The 17,009-nt window shown below is 67.5% G+C and carries 10 protein-coding genes; 3 read left to right on the forward strand and 7 right to left on the reverse strand.

The features are described from left to right. Nucleotides 1–950, reverse strand: a 950-nt coding sequence (gene trxB, locus TVH25_RS12585) for a thioredoxin-disulfide reductase (RefSeq protein WP_422424318.1), incomplete at its 3' end; no start/stop codon positions are given. Between the two features lie 162 nt (nucleotides 951–1,112). Continuing rightward, entirely contained in the window at nucleotides 1,113–2,312 is a 1,200-nt protein-coding gene (locus TVH25_RS12590; RefSeq protein WP_296551310.1) for an NADH:flavin oxidoreductase, read from the reverse strand. A gap of 93 nt (nucleotides 2,313–2,405) precedes the next feature. Here TVH25_RS12590 and TVH25_RS12595 point away from each other — a divergent pair, with 93 nt between their 5' ends. Then, a complete protein-coding gene (locus tag TVH25_RS12595) occupies nucleotides 2,406–2,960 on the forward strand; it encodes a TetR family transcriptional regulator (protein WP_296551308.1) in 555 nt (184 codons plus the stop codon). 17 nt (nucleotides 2,961–2,977) lie between these two features. Here TVH25_RS12595 and TVH25_RS12600 read toward each other — a convergent pair whose 3' ends face one another. From TVH25_RS12600 to TVH25_RS12620, 5 genes are all read right to left on the reverse strand, one after another. Continuing rightward, a complete protein-coding gene (locus TVH25_RS12600) occupies nucleotides 2,978–3,649 on the reverse strand; it encodes a hypothetical protein (protein WP_422424320.1) in 672 nt (223 codons plus the stop codon). A 67-nt stretch (nucleotides 3,650–3,716) separates the two neighbouring features. Then, nucleotides 3,717–4,250 (reverse strand): RNA polymerase sigma factor SigM, encoded by a 534-nt coding sequence (gene sigM / locus TVH25_RS12605; protein ID WP_296551360.1) that lies wholly within the window; start codon nucleotides 4,248–4,250, stop codon nucleotides 3,717–3,719. Nucleotides 4,251–4,383: 133 nt separating this feature from the next. Beyond that, nucleotides 4,384–8,190 carry a murein biosynthesis integral membrane protein MurJ gene (gene murJ / locus TVH25_RS12610; protein ID WP_422424321.1) on the reverse strand — a complete coding sequence of 1,269 codons (3,807 nt, stop codon included), beginning with the start codon at nucleotides 8,188–8,190 and terminating at the stop codon, nucleotides 4,384–4,386. Beyond that, a complete protein-coding gene (locus TVH25_RS12615) occupies nucleotides 8,187–10,604 on the reverse strand; it encodes a glycoprotein (protein WP_422424322.1) in 2,418 nt (805 codons plus the stop codon). The genes murJ and TVH25_RS12615 overlap by 4 nt, the downstream gene beginning before the upstream one ends. Then, a complete protein-coding gene (locus TVH25_RS12620) occupies nucleotides 10,601–11,197 on the reverse strand; it encodes an NUDIX hydrolase (RefSeq protein WP_169620917.1) in 597 nt (198 codons plus the stop codon). Before TVH25_RS12620 ends, TVH25_RS12615 begins: the two co-directional genes overlap by 4 nt. Nucleotides 11,198–11,272: 75 nt before the next feature. On the opposite strand from TVH25_RS12620, the gene TVH25_RS12625 reads away from it, so the two are divergent. Both TVH25_RS12625 and TVH25_RS12630 read left to right on the forward strand, forming a co-directional pair. Then, nucleotides 11,273–12,727 carry a CCA tRNA nucleotidyltransferase gene (locus TVH25_RS12625; protein WP_296551302.1) on the forward strand — a complete coding sequence of 485 codons (1,455 nt, stop codon included), beginning with the start codon at nucleotides 11,273–11,275 and terminating at the stop codon, nucleotides 12,725–12,727. Nucleotides 12,728–12,908: 181 nt separating this feature from the next. After that, nucleotides 12,909–16,973 (forward strand): molybdopterin-dependent oxidoreductase, encoded by a 4,065-nt coding sequence (locus tag TVH25_RS12630; protein ID WP_422424323.1) that lies wholly within the window; start codon nucleotides 12,909–12,911, stop codon nucleotides 16,971–16,973. Nucleotides 16,974–17,009: the final 36 nt, after the last annotated feature.

Below are 17,009 nucleotides of genomic sequence, written 5' to 3' on the forward strand. Positions count from 1 at the left end.
ATCGAGGGCGGTACCTCGTGGCGTGCGACGAGCCAGCGCTCGGCGTCGATCGCCGCGGAACAACCGCTGCCGGCCGCGGTGATGGCCTGACGATAGGTGTGGTCGACGAGGTCTCCGGCCGCGAAGACACCCGGCAGGGACGTCGCAGTGGTGCGGCCGACGACCTTCACGTAACCCTCGTCGTCCAGTTCGACCTGTCCCGCGACGAGTGCGCTGCGCGGATCGTGTCCCGCGGCGACGAAGAGTCCGGTGACGGCGAGATCGCTGCGCTCGCCGGTGACAGTGTTCTCGACGGTCAGCGACGAGACGCTGTTCTCTCCCAGGACCTCGAGGACCCTCGTGTTGGTGAGGAAACGAATCTTCTCGTTCGCCTCGGCGCGCTCGAGCATGATCTTCGAGGCACGGAACTCTTCGCGGCGGTGGATGATGGTCACGCTGCGCGCGAACCGCGTCAGGAACGTGGCTTCCTCCATCGCCGAATCGCCGCCGCCGACCACTGCGATGTCCTGATCCCGGAAGAAGAACCCGTCACACGTGGCGCAGGCGGAGACGCCGCGGCCGAGGAGGCGCTCCTCCCCCGGCACACCGAGGTAACGGGGTTCGGCGCCCATGGCGAGCACGACCGCGTGACTGCTGTAGGTTTCGCCGTTCGCGACCACGGTCTTGACCGGGCCGGCGAGATCGACGGCCTCGACGTCTTCGGTACGGATGTCCGCACCGAAGCGGAGCGCCTGCTCGCGCATCTGGTCCATCAACTCCGGACCCATGATGCCGTCCTTGAAGCCCGGGAAGTTCTCGACCTCGGTTGTCGTCATCAGCTCGCCGCCGAACTGCGTTCCCTCGAAGACGATGGGCGAGAGTTCCGCGCGGGCGGCGTAGATCGCGGCGGTGTATCCCGCCGGTCCCGAACCGATGATGATGAGGTCGTGAATGGTGGGCGAGGTCGTCATTCGGCGGAGGCCTTCCGGTCGGCGGTCGGGGCTGTCGTGGATGCCACGTGCCGAGAGACCGGCGCGGCAGCATACACAGATGTCAACACCAGGGTAAACGGTGTTGTTCCCCTCGCAGCGTGCGTCGTGCCACAGCGCGTGCGCGCCCGCCGCCCGGAGGTGTCAGACCGCGCCCGGGACGTCCCGGAGGGTTTCCCGGATCACACATTTGGTCCCGGTGTAGATGGTCGGCATGCACTTGTTGCAGTGAATGCACAACCCTTCGTCCGCGGTGTGGTTGCGGAACTTGTCGACCAGATACGGGTCACGGAGCAGCGCCCGGCCCATGGCCACGAACTCGAAACCTTCGTGCAGGGCGTTGTCGATGGTGTCGATGCGGTTGATGCCACCGAGCAGGATCAGCGGCAGCGACAGTTCGGACCGGAACTGCCGGGCCATCGGGAGGAAGAACGCTTCCTCGAACGGAAGTTTCGGGAAGAGCTTGGGTCCGTACACCTTCAGGCCCCAGCCGATGACCTTCGGCTGTGACTGCACGAACTCCTTCATCGGAACGTCGCCGCGGAAGAAGTACATCCCGTTGAGCAGCGAGCTGCCACCGGTCAGCTGCATCGCGTCGATGGTGCCGTCGGACTCGATCAGCTTGGCCATGGGCAGCGACTCGTCGAGCCACAGTCCCTTCGGGACGCCGTCGGTCATGTTGAACTTGGCGATGACAGCGACCGAATCCCCCGCCGCAGCGCGCACGGCGGCGAGGACACGCCGGGGAAAAGCGGTGCGGTTGGCGATGCTTCCGCCGTAGCGGTCGGTCCGCTTGTTGAGGTTGGGGCTCATGAATGAGCTCAGAAGGTAGTTGTGCCCCAGGTGTACTTCCAGCGCATCGAATCCGGATTCGACGGCATATCGCGCGGCCGACGCGTAGTCCTCCACGATCGCGTCGAGCTGCTCGAGTGTCGCGCCGCGGACGAGACCCATCGCGGGGGCGCTGATCCGGGTGGAGGGGGCGGTGGTGCTCATCCCGTTCGACAGCTGGTTGGCGACGAGCCCGGCATGCCCGATCTGCGCGGACGCGAGTGCGCCCTCCCGGTGGACGGCCTCGGTGAGCCGGGTCAGCCCGGGCACGGCGTCGCGGTCGAGGACGAGGGTGTCGCGGTGGACGCGACCCGCGGGCGAGACGGAGCAATACGCCACGGTCGTCAACGCGGTACCGCCGCGTGCGACTTCGGCGTGGAAGTCGACAAGTTTGTCGGTGACCGCACCCTTGGGCATGACACCCTCGAACGTCGCGGCCTTGATGATGCGGTTGCGGAGCGTGAGAGGCCCGAGGCGGGCGGGTTCGAAGACGGTGGATCGCGGCGAAGTCATGACCCTACTTTCGATGCCAGTGGTATCGTAATAGCCCGACTATAACCCCGATCACACACCAGGCACTGTCTGGTCCCACTCACACGAGAGCCCATGCCAGCTGTACCTGCGGGACGTCCGAGAGATCCTCGAATCGACAGTGACGTCCTCGCCGTCACCCGCGAGATGCTCGTCCGGGACGGGTGGGACGGCCTCAGCATGCGGGCGATCGCGGCGCGCGCGGGAGTCGGGCGAGCCGCACTGACGCGCAGGTGGCCGAGCAAGGCGCACCTGGTGCTCGATGCGCTCCTCGGCTCGGCACCCGATCTGGCGCCGTACGACGGAATCGACCGCAAGGGCTGGATCGAATGGGTTGTCGCGGGGAGCAACGAACTCTTCTCGAGACCCGAGGTTCGCGCCGCCCTACCCGGACTCCTCGCGGCGCTGCGTGACCACGAGGACCTTCGCAGCACACTGTGGCGAACCTTCAGCGGTCCGAGTACTGCGCTGTTCACCGAGAACGGTGACGGGGACGCGGAACTCGATGCCCGGGCGGCGCTCGTGATGGCGGCCGGGACCGCACTGTTCACCGGGCTGATCGCCGCGGAGGACGACACCCCGGCGCTACGCGCACGGATACTTCATCTGCTGCTGACCATCGCGGAGTGACGACATACGCCGAGCGCCTATCCGATGGTATGAACCGCCAGGGTAGCGGGAGTGTTTGCGTCACAATCGGTTCCGACCATCACCGCGGTCAGTTGCGGAGGGTGCGGTCCACCGAGGAGCAGCAGGACGGCGTCACGTTCGCGAAATTCCGTCTGCCGCGATCCCAGCAGAGGAGAATTCGAATCGAAACCGTTGGCTTCCAAGCAGTCCCGGAGCCGAACCGTATCCGAGAGAGGGCCGAGCGAGGTCGTGCCGACAATCGAGCGTAGCTCGGCGGGCTCGAACACGGAGTCGGTCTCGTGGGCGGCGTAGGCGTCGCTACCCGCGTCGTCGTCTCCCCCGGGCGCCGAGTGGAGCAGGACGAGTGCGAACACGCCGGCGAATACCGCTGCCGCCGCAACCCCGGCTCCCGCCAGCCATGTTCGGGCAGGTCGTCGCTGAGCAGTAGCCAGAGCAGCGTCGATCCGGGCGGCCACCGCAGGAGGAATCGGTTCCGCCGGATCACTGTCGCGGAGCGCGCCGAGACGCGACTCCACCGCGTCGAGTCGTGCGAGTACGGCCGCGGCCTCCGGGTCTGCGCGTACGAGAGGCCAGAGCTTGTCGGCCGAGGCGTCGTCGAGCACGCCCGCGTGCAAGTCGGCGAGCAGGTCGTGCGAGTACGGCGGACGTGGTATCTCGTCCTCGTTCATGCGCGTTCTCCTCGCGGGTGGGTTGTCCTCACCAGAGTAAGACGATCCGGACTTGTGTTCGGTTCCCTCACTCCCGTAGGTCGCCGAGAACGACGGCGAGTTTGCGACGTGCCCGCGCACACCGGCTCTTGACCGTCCCCTCAGGTACTCCCAGCCGGCGGGCCGCTTCTCGCACCGAATATCCCTCGACGTCGATCGCCACGATCGCGGCACGCTGATCCGGCGGAAGTGTGAACAGTGCTGTCTTCACATCGAGGGCAAGCTCCGTGTCGTGGATGGAATCCCGCCCCGTACGAGGAGTTTCGGAATCGTCGGGAAAGAGTGGAACCGTGGGCCGAACCTTGTTGCGCCGGATGCGATCCAGGCACGCGTTCACGACGATGGTGTGCATCCAGCTACGGACCGCGGCATCCTCACGGAAGTTCGCGGCCATACGATGCGCGGACAGGAGAGCTTCCTGAAGCGAGTCGGCCGCGTCCTCCGGCGAGTAGCTCGTACGCCGCGCCACCTGCCACAAATGGTCGTAATGGCGCGACAGCAGTGTCGCGAACGCCTCCCGATCGCCGGCCGCGTGTGCCGACAACAGGGCTGCGTCGGACACGAACGTGCCCGGCACCTCTGTGAGCACAGAGTCGTCGGGCACGGCGATTTTTGCGATCCCCCCGAAAATTCGCACGCGCGGATGGTAGCCGATCGCACGGCGATTGCCCCGGCTTGCGCTCGGGGTGATCCGGTTATTCCGAGCCGATGAACTCGATCTCGGAGATCGAACTCTTGTTGCTGCCACCGTCGGAGCTGAGCCCGGTGATCCACAGCAGTACGTGCGTGGTGCGGCCGTCGGCGTCGAGCGGAATCTCGGTCTCACCGGATCCGAGTGTCGCCTGACCGATCACCTGTGTCTGGTCCAGGGACGTCGAATCCGAGGGCGCGCTGCGGATTTCGAGCACGGTCCCGGGCGACTCGGACGTGACCTTCGCCGACGAGAGGGTGGCTGCGTCCTCGAGCGTCACCAGCAGGCCCACCCCGCTCTTCAGGGACGGGAAGGGATCGAAGTACGCGTCGGTGCTCCACGCCGTGGCAGGGTCACCGTCGATCGCAAGCGACGCGGACGCCGGAGAATCGGGGGTGCCCTGCGGCGAGAACACCGTCACCGCGGATGCCGGCACCGGTCCCCCGGCTGCGGCGGGAGCCGCCTCCTCCGACGCGGACTCGGGTGCGGCAGGTGCTTCGGCGGTCGGTGTGAGACCGAATTCCTGGCTGGTGAGCGGCGCATCGCTTGCGTCGCCTGCGAGCAGATTCGTGATCCACCAACCGATCAGCGAGAGCAGCACGACCGTCGTGATACCGAGGCCGATCAGCGCGACGAGCATGCGCTGGGAATGCTTCTTCTTCTGTTCGAGCGCCTCGGGGTCCGCCAGGGCATGGCTTTCGGTCATGTTCGCGCGCTGGCCGATACGGAGCGCGGGAATCATGTCGGTCTTCTGATCCACCACCGACGCCTGGTCGAGGATGTGCTGCACCGTTGCCGCGGTGCGGATCCCGCCGTCGGTGTTCAGAGCGCGCACGGCGACCGCCGAGATCTCGAACGGAACGTCGGGGCGGAGCACCTTGGGTTCGACGGGTTTGCCGTCGGAGCCGCGGTCGGCTTCCGGCATGCCACCGATGGTCGCGCCGCTGTGGTGCGGTGCCGGGGGCCGTCCCGGAGCGGGCGGTTCAGCGAGCGGCCAGCGGCCGGTGATCAGCCCGTACAGGCTGGCTCCGAGACCGTGCACATCGGAGACGGCATCCGCGTCGGAGAAGGTTGCCGGGAACGCCATGACCGCGTCGCCGGAGACACTGATCCGGATGCGGTCGGGGTGGTCGATCGACAACGCGCTGCCCGCACGGTGCGAGGCCTCTGCCGCTGCCGCGAGGGCGCGGACGGCTCGTGCAGCGCCCAACGGGGACGGCTGCGTGGTGGACATCTCGCGCAGCGAACGACCGGGCGTCCACTCGGCGACGACGATGCCGCCCGAACTACCCCGGACCACGTCCAGGACACGTGCCAGTCCGGGCGAATTGATCCGGCCGAGCCGCAGCGTCCGGGACAGGATTGCCTGTGGAGAGTCCGGCCCGGTGCCGTCGGCAGCGCTCTGGTCGGCGTCGACGAACGTCAGTGCCACCTCGCGGTCGAGTTTGACGTCGAGTGCCTGCCAGAACCGGAGCCCGCGTGCGCCACCGTGGGGCGAGAGCAGTCGGTACCGGCCACCTGCCACGGACGCGCCGGCGATGAGTTCCGGTCCGCGCATGGTGCGGCGGGGCGCCGACCCGGGAACCCGGACGGGCGGAAGCTGAGGAGAGCCGATCGGTATGACCCCGGTGTCGTGGTGGGTGTCGCGCGGCGGACTCGGCGGCGTGGGCCGCTGATCGTTTCCGGCCGGCGTCGATCCTGCCTGCTGTGACGCGTCGATCGTGGACCTGCCGGCAGCGTGGTCGTCGCTCACCCTCACTCCTTCGTTGTCGACTCGTCCACTTCCGGTGCGGAGACGAGGATCGCCCGTGGGGGCCGCGAAGTAGCGCGGACCACGGCGCCCGTGTCGAATCTGCTGTTGACCAGGGTACGGGAGTTGTTGCTGCGCCTCGACGGGACGGGGCACGTCTCTGATCGCGGGCATGACTTCGGTGATCGCGTCGTACGGTCCGACTCCGTAGTCGCCGTAGTCGATGCGCGGCAGTACGACGGTCTTCTCGAAGTCGGACTCCGGGTAGGCGTCGTAGCCGAAGCGGCGGCGGGTCGGGAAGGCACCGGTATCGGCCGGCGAAGTGGCCGTGGACTCCCCGAGTTCGGCTTCGGGCTCTTCCGTGCCGCCACCGCGCACCGCGGCGATCTTGCGGCGTACGGCGGCCTCGATGGCCATGATCTCGGGAACCTTGAGCAGATACATGCCGACGAGCGCGACGAGCAGCATGAGGATGCCGCTGATCGCGACACGCACCATCGAGCCGAGGCCGCCGAAGCGGTCCGCGAGGGCGTCCAACTGCAGGAGTCTGTCGGCGACGAGCACGACGACCGCCCCGCCGGCCGACGCCAGCACCACGTGCCAAATCGTGCGGCCCACGTTGGCCATCCGCAGGTCGCCCAGGGTGCGGTGCAGCAGGAACCCGCCGATGAACGCACCGCAGGTGAACGCGAGACCGGTCGCGACACCGAGCAGGACGACGACCTGCTGGTCGTTGCTTGCCACGACCGGAGCGAGCGCCGACAAGCCGATCTTGACGGCGGTGATGCCGAGAATGATCCACGTGGGGGTCCAGGCCTGTTCCCGCGCGTAGAAGACCCGCAGGTGGATGAGCACGAGCGAGTAGGGAATCAGGGTGAAGGCGGACCAGCTCACGGCCTGGCCGAGCAGGGACGCGTTGCCCGCGCCGAAATTGCCGTAGCCGTACAGGGCGGTCCCGACGTGCGTGCCCGCGATCGTGAGGAACGTGACGATCGGGATCAGCGCGATCATGGTCATTCGGGTCGCGACCGACAGGTCGTCGACGACCGCGGGAGTGTCGCCCTCGGCGGCGTTGCGGCTCAGTCTCGGCATGATCGCGGTGAGCACGGTGACGCCGAGCACGCCGTACGGCAACTGCAGCAGCAGCCAGGCGTTGTTGTAGATCGCGGGGCCTGCGGCATCGGCGCCCGACGAGATGTTGGTTGCGAAGATCATGCCGATCTGGCTGATCAGCACGTACAGCACGATTGCCGCAGCCATCCCGCCGAACTGGCGCAGGCGGTCGTCGAGGCCCCACAGCGGCTTCAGATTGATGCCTTCGCGGCGGAGCGCGGGGATCAGGCACATCGCCTGGGTGATGACGCCGAGAAGCACACCGAGGCCGAGTACCAGCAGCTTCGGGTCGCTCATGCGCACCGGATCGAGGGTGATCTCCCCCGGCATCAGGTAATAGACGACCAGCACGACGAGCACGACGACGTTGTTCGCCACGGGTGCCCATGCGCCGGGCTTGAAGACCTGCCGCGTATTGAGAATGCCCGTGAACAGGCCCGACAGCCCGTAGAACACGATGGCCGGCAGCAGCAGGTACGACAGGGCAGTCGTCAGTGTCGTCGACACCTTGCCGGAGTCGTCGAGGAACACGTGCGTCGTGAGCAGCGGCGCGGCGGCGACCGCGAGGATCGTCGCGCCGCCGAGCAGCACGACGGCCGCGGTGAACAGGCGACGGACGAATGCCTCGCCGCCGTCCGGGTCCTCTCGTTCCGCTCGCACGAGCACAGGCACCACGATCGAGGTGAGGACGGCGCCGAGGACCAGCTCGGAGATCATGTTGGGGATCTGGTGGGCCACGGTGAACGACGACGCGACGCTCGCACCCAGCAGCGTGAGGATCAGCAGTTGCTTGAGGAACCCGGTGATCCGGCTGACCAGGGTGGCGACGGCAATGGAGCCGGTGGCCGCGAGCAGGCTCGGAACCTTCCGGCCGGTGGGACCGGCACCGGTGACGTCCGGTGAAGTCGTCGGTGACTTCACGTCGTCGCGGGTCGCGTTCCCCGTCATTCTCGTTCGTACCCTTCGTCGGCTGGATCCGGTTCCCCGCGGAACCGGTGCAGAAGCCGCCTGCCCGCCAGGAACAGCAGGAGCGCTCCCGCACAGCCCGTGACGATGGCGAGAATCCGGCCATACGCATTGGAACGTACCGTCACGTTCGTCGGACTGCCGAGAGACAGGCCGGATTCCGTGGTGAGCGAGAACTCCAGTTCGAGCTTCCGCGAGTCGCTGATCTGAGCGGGCACCGTCAGGGTGCGGCTACCGCGCGGAGGCAGCTGGGTCGGCCCGATATCGGTGATCTCCATCGCCGAGGGCGCGTCCACGTGCAACCGCACTGTGATGCCCACGGGCAGATCGTTGCGCGCCACCAACAGTAGGGGACTCTGTTCGGAGGTCAGTGTGTACACACCACCCGGTGAGAGCACTGTCACTCCCGCGAACATCCCGTCCACGGCTTCTTCGACTTCCACCGCGCGCAGAGTCGCGGCGTCCACCGCCTGCTCGGGGTCTTCACCCCGCCGCCCCGCCGACGCCATCGCGCGCAGCAGATCCTCCCGCAGCGGTGTGAGGAACTCCTGCGGCGTGAGCTGGGCCTGGGGATCCTCGATCAACGCTGCCTGCAAAGCATCGAGCCGGGGCGTCTGCTCGGCGGCAATCCGGACCACCTCTGCCGGCACACCGTCGGTGACGGCTTGCTCCGGATAGTCGAGCACGGAGGTATTCGGGTCGTCTGCGGTGGCTGCTGCCGCGGCGACGAACTCGGTGAAGGGACGAGCCGTCGCCGTTCCCGAACGGATGAGTGACGAGATCATGGACAGCGTGGCCGACGCCTCGTCCGGGGACGGCGACCAGACCTGCGGCGGAGCGAACAGCACCGAGCGGCCGGGTGCGGGCAGCGGCACTCCCGACGCCGCGTCCACCGACGGGGCCAGCGCCGGAAACGCCAGCGCACCGAGCGCGTCCTGGAGCCGCGCGGTCGCGGAGTCGTCGGCGAGGTCGTAGCGCGCGGCCTTGGTCACGAACGAGGGGGTCGACGGCGCGTCGCCCATGCCCGCGAGTGCCGCCGAGGCCGCGGCGTCGAACAGGCCGGCCGTCAGCCCGTCGACTCCCGACACCCGGACACTGTTGCGCGGGGATGCGCCGCTCATGGCGGCGCGTCCGTCGTCCACCGCGGTGTCGGCGAGTACCGCCGTGACCGGACCGTCCGCGGCGACGAGAAGCCCGGCGTTCTCGGTGAGGACACCGGAATCGGGCCACACGACATCCGGAAGCGACGTGGTTCCGAGGATCGTGTCGACAAGCGTGCTCGGGGACCGCAAGGCGGGCACGGTCAGCGAGGGATCGTCCAGTTCCGCGAGCGCCGTCAGGTCCGCCTGGGCGAACGGCACCGCCACCGTGCACATGGAGGTCGCGAGTGCCCGGATGCGGCCGAGCCACGCGATAGCCGCCTCGGTGCCCGTTCCGGGGCTCGCGGCCCCCATCGGATCGGCCGGGTCGTCCACCACGAGATAGTCCCGGGTCATGTTCGCGACCGTGACCAGCAGGTCGGGGTCGATCGCCAGGCACATGCCTTCGGTGACCCGCGGATCGGTCTCCAGCGATTGTTCGGCAGCGCGCAGCAACCCGTCGAGCCGTCCTCCTTCGGCCAGCGACGTGGCGAGCACGTCATCGACGAGCCGGGCGGGTTCCGTCGCGGATCCGGGAACACCCGAGGCCAGCCGCGGCGTGTCGGCCAAGGGCCACAGCATCGAGACGGCGACGGGGCGCGACACCTCGGGTGGAACGGCGGGAAAGCTCTCGGTCTCGCTGCTGGGCGCCGTTCCGGTGGTTCCGCCCGATGGCGTGGACGCCGACGTTCGCGGGGAGCTGTCCTCGCCTGCGGGCACTCCCAGCACGGGCAGCAGGAAACGGGCATCGTCCAGACGGGCCTGGCCGCCGTATTCGGGCGAGCCGTTCACGTTGACGAGCAGCGGGTAGACACCGGGGGTGTCGATGCCGAGCGACGGTTCGAGTTCGGAACGCAGGGGCAGCTCGATCGTGAACTCGGCGCGGTCGCCGCGGTCGAGCCGGTCCGTGACCTGCTCGAATTCGCCCACGGTGTCGAAACCCCCCTGATCGAGGGAGAGCGAGGTGCGCAGGGCGGCGGGGTCGGAGATGACGGGTGCGCGCTGAAGCCGCACCCAGACGTCCTCGACATCGCGGTCGCCGACATTGGTGACGGTGCCCGTGACCTCGACTACCGATTCACTTGTGAGCGACACCACCGACGGGGTGACCTCGTCGATGCTCAGAGCGAGGAACTCGGTGTCTTCGGAGTCCGGCTGCGCCGCCGCGGGTGCGGGGATCGCCACACCGATCGTTGTGAGAACGAGCGTGAGCACGGCCAGAACCGCGGCACCCGTTCGGGAAACCACCGCCGTCATCCGAGATGGGCCCCCGGTTCGTCGGTGCGGGGACGCGATTCGGGATGCATCTCCGCAATGAGCTGGTCTGCGACGTCGGCGAGCTTACGTTCGTCGGCGTAGGCGAGCCGGGACCGGAGTTCACGGAGCGGAACCCACGCGACTTCGGTGACCTCGACATCCGCGTCGGACAGTTCACCGCCGAGGTAACGCAGAAGGTAGTGGTGCACCGTTTTGTGGACGCGACGGCCTTCGGTGACGAACCAGTAGTCGATGCTGCCGAGTTCGGCGAGCACCGTGCTGCGGACCCCGGTCTCTTCGTGCACCTCGCGCATCGCGGTCATTTCGGCGGTCTCGCCGCGCTCGATGTGCCCCTTCGGCAGCGACCACAGCAGGCGGCCGCGACGGTCGGTACGCCCGATCAGCGCGGCACACAGCTTGTCGGGTGGACCACCGAGTCCGTCGACGACCAGCCCGCCGGCCGAGGTCTCGCGGACGGTGCGCAGTCGAGGGCCGGGTGCGCCGGGTGCTCCGCCCTGAGCAGCCTTTTTCGCGCTCGTGCCACGACGCCGCGAGCTGCGGCGGTTGCGATTGGCACGTTCGGCGGGCGACACCTAATAGATAGTAGATGTACCGCCGTCGGTCCCGGCTCAACCACACGAACGCCCTGCTCGGTAAGGTGCAAAGACGTGAACTCACCCACCGCAGACCTCGACCGCCGAACCCGGTTGCTCGCCGGAGCCGACGTCACTCTGCGCTCGTTGTCCGATGTCCTGGCCCCACTCGGTGCGCGGTTCACCGAGGCGGGCCATGAGCTGTATCTCGTCGGAGGGAGCGTCCGCGACGCGCTTCTCGGCCGGTTGGGCACCGACCTCGACTTCACGACGGACGCGCGCCCCGAGAAGGTCCAGGAACTGCTGCGCGGGTTGGTGGACCATCAGTGGGACACCGGCATCGACTTCGGCACGGTCAGCGCGGCAAAGGGATCCGAACAACTCGAGATCACCACGTTCCGCAGCGACGCCTACGACCGCGTCACCCGCCATCCCGTCGTCGAGTACGGAACGAGCCTCGAGGACGATCTCGTACGCCGTGACTTCACCGTCAATGCGATGGCCGTTCGGATCGGTCCGGACGGTGCCGGTGAGTTCGTCGACCCGCTCGGTGGGCTCGACGCGTTGCTCGCAGGTGTTCTCGACACTCCGGCTCGGCCCGAGGACTCGTTCGAGGACGACCCACTGCGCATGTTGCGGGCGGCCCGATTCGTCTCCCAACTGGGCTTTTCGCTCACCGAGCGGGTTCAGACCGCGATCCGCGAGATGGCGGACGAGATCCTGCGCATCAGCGCCGAGCGGGTGCGGGCCGAACTCGACAAGCTGATCCTTGGGGACCATCCGGTCGACGGCATCGAGTGCATGGTGGAGACCGGCCTGGCGGAGCGCGTCATCCCGGAGATCCCCGCGATGAAACTCGAGATCGACGAGCATCACCAGCACAAGGACGTGTACTGGCATTCGCTCACCGTGCTCACCCAGGCGATCGATCTCGAGGACGGCGACCCGGACCTGGTGCTGCGCTGGGCGGCGCTGCTCCACGACATCGGCAAGCCCGGCACCAAGCGCAACGAGGCCGGCGGCGGCGTCAGCTTCCATCACCACGAGGTGGTCGGGGCGAAGCTGGTGCGCAAGAGGATGCGGGCCCTGAAGTACCCGAAGCAGATGATCGAGGACGTCGGCCAGCTGGTGTTTCTGCACTTGCGCTTCCACGGGTACGGCAAGGGTCAGTGGACGGACTCGGCGGTGCGGCGGTACGTGCACGACGCCGGGGACCTCCTCCCCCGGCTCCACAAGCTGGTTCGGGCCGATTGCACCACCCGCAACAAACGGCGCGCCGCGGCACTGCAGGCCACCTACGACGATCTCGAGGTGCGCATCGCGCGACTGGCGGAGGAAGAGGGCGTCGCGAAGGTCCGCCCGGATCTCGACGGCAACGCGATCATGGAAGTTCTCGGCATTCCACCGGGCCCCGAGGTGGGCAGGGCGTGGAAGTTCCTCAAGGAGTTGCGCCTCGATCGCGGTCCACTCGATCGCGACGAAGCCGAGGCCGAGCTCCTGAAATGGTGGGAGCAGCAACCGAAGTCCTGAGCGTGTTGCCGGCACCTCACACCTCCTCCCGACACCCGTGAGCCAGATGTCACAGCGTGCTCATCCCATGTGACGCGTCCGAAACACCGAGTCCGCAGCATGGAAGTCGTCGTATCGGCGACGGCAACGGCGTGCCCCTCGGTTCACTGCCGGCGGACGCGGTGCCGGGTAGGAGATTCGGATGCGGGATGACATCACGACGGTGAAGACCGCGTGCTCCTACTGCGGTGTCGGGTGCGGCATGGTGCTCGACGTCGCCACCGATCCCGATACCGGTGCCCGCAGGGTGGTCAAGGCGTACGGCGACAAGGAGCACCCCACCAATCGGGGGCGCCTGTGCACCAAGGGTGCGACGAGCGCGGAGATGCTGGCCGCGGCGGGCCGTCTCGAGACCGCGTACGTGCGTGACCGCCGCGGCGGCGCTCCTTCGCCGGTGCCGGTGGACGCGGCCGTCACCGACACCGCACGCCGTCTCACGGAGATCATCGGAACCCACGGACCCGATGCGGTGGCGTTCTACGTCTCCGGACAGATGTCGCTCGAGGCGCAATACCTCGCGAACAAGCTCGCCAAGGGATTCGTGCGCACCAGCCGGATCGAATCGAACTCGCGGTTGTGCATGGCCTCTGCGGGCACCGGCTACAAGCAGTCGCTCGGTTCGGACGGGCCACCCGGCTCGTACGAGGACTTCGAGCACGCCGATCTGTTCTTCGTCTCGGGTTCGAACATGGCCGACTGCCACCCCATCCTCTTCCTGCGGATGATGGAACGCGTCCGAGCCGGGGCCAAGCTCGTCGTCGTCGATCCTCGGCGCACCGCCACCGCGGACAAAGCGGACCTGTTCCTGCAGATCGCGCCGGGTACCGACCTCGCACTGCTCAACGGCCTGCTCCACCTGATCGTCGAGAACGGGCACGTCGATCGTGACTTCGTCGAGGAGTACACCGAGGGCTGGGAAGCGATGGAGGAGTTCCTCGCCGAGTACCCGCCCGCTCTCGTGGCGGGCATCACCGGCCTCGAGGAAGCCGACATCCGCACGGCTGCACGATGGATCGGCGAGGCCGGCGAGTGGATGAGTTGCTGGACGATGGGGCTCAACCAGAGCACCCACGGCACCTGGAACACCAACGCGATCTGCAATCTCCATCTCGCCACGGGTGCGATCTGCCGCACCGGAAGCGGCCCGTTCTCCCTGACCGGTCAGCCCAACGCGATGGGTGGTCGCGAGATGGGGTACATGGGTCCCGGCCTGCCGGGCCAGCGCAGCGTGTTGTCCGGCGACGACCGGGTGTTCGTCGAGGAGCAGTGGGCGCTACCTCCCGGCACGCTGCGCGCCGAAGCAGGCACCGGCACCGTCGACATGTTCCGGGAAATGGCACAAGGAACGATCAAGGCGTGCTGGATCATCTGCACCAACCCGGTGGCCTCGGTCGCGAACCGGGCGACCGTTCTCGAGGGTCTCGAGAACGCCGATCTCGTCATCGCCCAGGATGTGTTCCTCGAGACCGAAACGAATGCGTACGCCGACATCCTCCTTCCGGGTGCCCTGTGGGCGGAGTCCGACTACGTGACAGTCGGATCCGACCGCACTCTGAACCTGTTGCAACAGGCCGTCGAACCGGTCGGAGAGGCACTGCCCGACTGGCAGATCATCGCGCGTGTCGCCTGTGAGATGGGGTTCGGTGACGGCTTCACCTACTCGTGCGCCGAGGAGATATTCGACGAGATCACGCAGTTCTGGAATCCGCAGACGGGGTACGACCTGCGCGGCGTGACATACGACAGGCTGCGGCACGGCCCGGTGCAATGGCCGTGTGGCCCCGGCCGCACCGACGATCGCAGTCCGGTCCGGTATCTCAACGACGGAGACAGCCGGACGCTGGTGGTCCGCGACGACGGATCCGTACCGGAACTGGCCTTCGCGACACCGGACGGACGAGCCCGGTTCTTCCCCCGTCCGTATCTGCCCACGACCGAACTGCCCGACGACGACTACCCGTTCGTTCTCAACACCGGTCGGTTGCAACATCAGTGGCACACACTCACCAAGACGGGCAAGATCGCCAAGCTCGGAAAACTCCACCCCGGACCGTTCGTGGAGATCAATCCCGAGGACGCCGCGCGGTTGTCGATCGTCGACGGTGACGCGGTGGACATCACCTCGCGGCGGGGGCGCGCCGTCCTCCCGGCGGTGGTGACCGATCGGGTGATGCCGGGAAACTGTTTCGCCCCGTTCCACTGGAACGACCTGTTCGGGGACGATCGCGCGATCAACGCCGTGACCAACGACGCCGTCGATCCCGCGTCGCTGCAGCCCGAATTCAAGTTCTGCGCGGTCGCCGTGACGAAAGTTGCGGCAGCACCGGTATCCCCTTCCCTGCCCGCCGACGATTCGGTCGTCGGACGGCTCGCGGAGACGCTCGGAGTCGGCGGTATCCCCGCTCCCCTGTTCGGCGACGACGAGAAACACTATCTCGCAGGTCTTCTCGCCGGTCTGCGGTCGTCCGATGTCACCGCCGCGCCGTCGCTGCCGGCTTCGGCGCCGTTTCCCCCCGCGACCCGGGCGTGGATCGACGGACTGCTCGCGGGGATGTACTCACAGAGCGCTGCGATCGACGCCGGCTCCGATACCGCGGCCGGGGACCTGAACCCGGAACCGCCGGTCGTGGTGGCGTGGGCGTCGCAGACGGGGAATGCCGAAGGATTCGCGCACACCTGCGCCGAGCGTCTTCGCGCCGCGGGACGTGGGGCCACCGCGGTCGGGATGGGGACGCTGACCGTCGCGGATCTCGTGCAGATACCGGAATTGCTGGTGGTGACAAGTACATTCGGTGACGGCGACGCACCGGACAACGCTTCGGCGTTCTGGAGGGACTTGAACGGTGCAGACGCACCGTCGCTCGCCGGTACCCGCTATGCGGTACTGGCTTTCGGTGACTCCAGTTACGACGACTTCTGCGGGTACGGACGCAAGGTGGACGAGCGGCTGGCCGATCTCGGAGCGACCCGGATGGCCCCGCGCGTGGACTGTGAACCGGATTTCGAGGACCGCGCCAACGAATGGGTGTGCTCGGTCCAGAATCTGGTGGCCGGTGACGCGCCCGCACAACCTGTTCCGCCGCGGGCATCCGTGTACAGCCGCAAGTCCCCGCTCGTCACCCGCCTGACACGCAACATCGCACTCAGTGGAGCCGGATCGTCGAAGGATGTGCGGCAGTTCGGATTCGAGCTGTTCGACCCGGAATTCGAATATTGTGCGGGAGATGCCCTCGGGGTGATGCCGACCAACTGCCCCGAGGCGGTCGAAGAATGGATGCAGGTCACCGCGCTCGACGCGGAGGCGCCCGTCGAAAGCGTCGATCGTCCCACCGTCCCTCTCCGGGAGGCCGCGGCTCGGTACCTCGACATCACCAGGACCACTCCCGAATTGCTGCGCTTCGTGCAACGCCAGAGCGGGAGTCCGGAACTCGCCAAGCTGCTGCGACCCGGAAACAAGATGGAACTGCAGCGGTGGCTGTGGGGGCGGCAGGCGATGGATGTCATCGCCGAATACCCGTTCAAGGCACCGCTCGACGAGTGGCTCGGTGTGCTCACGCGGCTTCAGCCACGCAGCTACTCGATCTCGTCGAGTCCGAAGTCCAACCCGCGGGAGGTGCAGCTCACCGTGTCGGTGGTGCGATACGGCTTCGAGGGCCGCGACCGGGCCGGCGTGTGCTCGGGCTTCCTCGCCGACCACAGCAAGGGCGTCGACATCCCCATCTTCGTGCAGCGGAATCCGCACTTCCGGCCACCACCCGGCGATACTCCGATGATCATGGTCGGGCCGGGAACGGGGATCGCGCCGTTTCGGGCCTTCCTCCACGACCGCCGCGAATCCGGGCACACCGGTCGCAGTTGGCTCTTCTTCGGCGACCAGCGGTCGGACACCGACTACCTGTACCGCGACGAGATCGAGGAGATGCACGCCGACGGGTTCCTCACCAAGCTGGACCTCGCGTTCTCGCGTGACCAGCGACAGAAGGTGTACGTGCAGGACCGCATGCGCGAACAGGGCGCCCAGCTCTGGAGATGGCTGGAGGACGGCGCTCATTTCGCCGTCTGCGGGGACGCCGGGCGCATGGCGAAAGATGTCGACGCGATGCTCCGCGAGGTGGTGCAGACCCACGGCCGGCTCGACCAGGAGGCGGCAGCGGCATACGTCGATCGTTTGAGTGCTGAGAAGCGGTACGTGCGCGACGTCTACTGAGAAGGTTGATACAACCGCATCTGCGGACGTATCGTC

It is taken from the genome of Rhodococcus sp. 7Tela_A2 (assembly GCF_049311045.1).
Lineage (GTDB): Bacteria > Actinomycetota > Actinomycetes > Mycobacteriales > Mycobacteriaceae > Rhodococcus.

What these genes read in the sequence shown, in the direction of transcription:
- TVH25_RS12590 (WP_296551310.1), bottom strand. Translation starts at nt 2,312, where the DNA reads ATGACTTCGCCGCGATCCACCGTCTTCGAACCCGCCCGCCTCGGGCCT.
- TVH25_RS12595 (WP_296551308.1), top strand. Translation starts at nt 2,406, where the DNA reads ATGCCAGCTGTACCTGCGGGACGTCCGAGAGATCCTCGAATCGACAGT.
- TVH25_RS12600 (WP_422424320.1), bottom strand. Translation starts at nt 3,649, where the DNA reads ATGAACGAGGACGAGATACCACGTCCGCCGTACTCGCACGACCTGCTC.
- murJ (WP_422424321.1), bottom strand. Translation starts at nt 8,190, where the DNA reads ATGACGGGGAACGCGACCCGCGACGACGTGAAGTCACCGACGACTTCA.
- TVH25_RS12615 (WP_422424322.1), bottom strand. Translation starts at nt 10,604, where the DNA reads ATGACGGCGGTGGTTTCCCGAACGGGTGCCGCGGTTCTGGCCGTGCTC.
- TVH25_RS12630 (WP_422424323.1), top strand. Translation starts at nt 12,909, where the DNA reads ATGCGGGATGACATCACGACGGTGAAGACCGCGTGCTCCTACTGCGGT.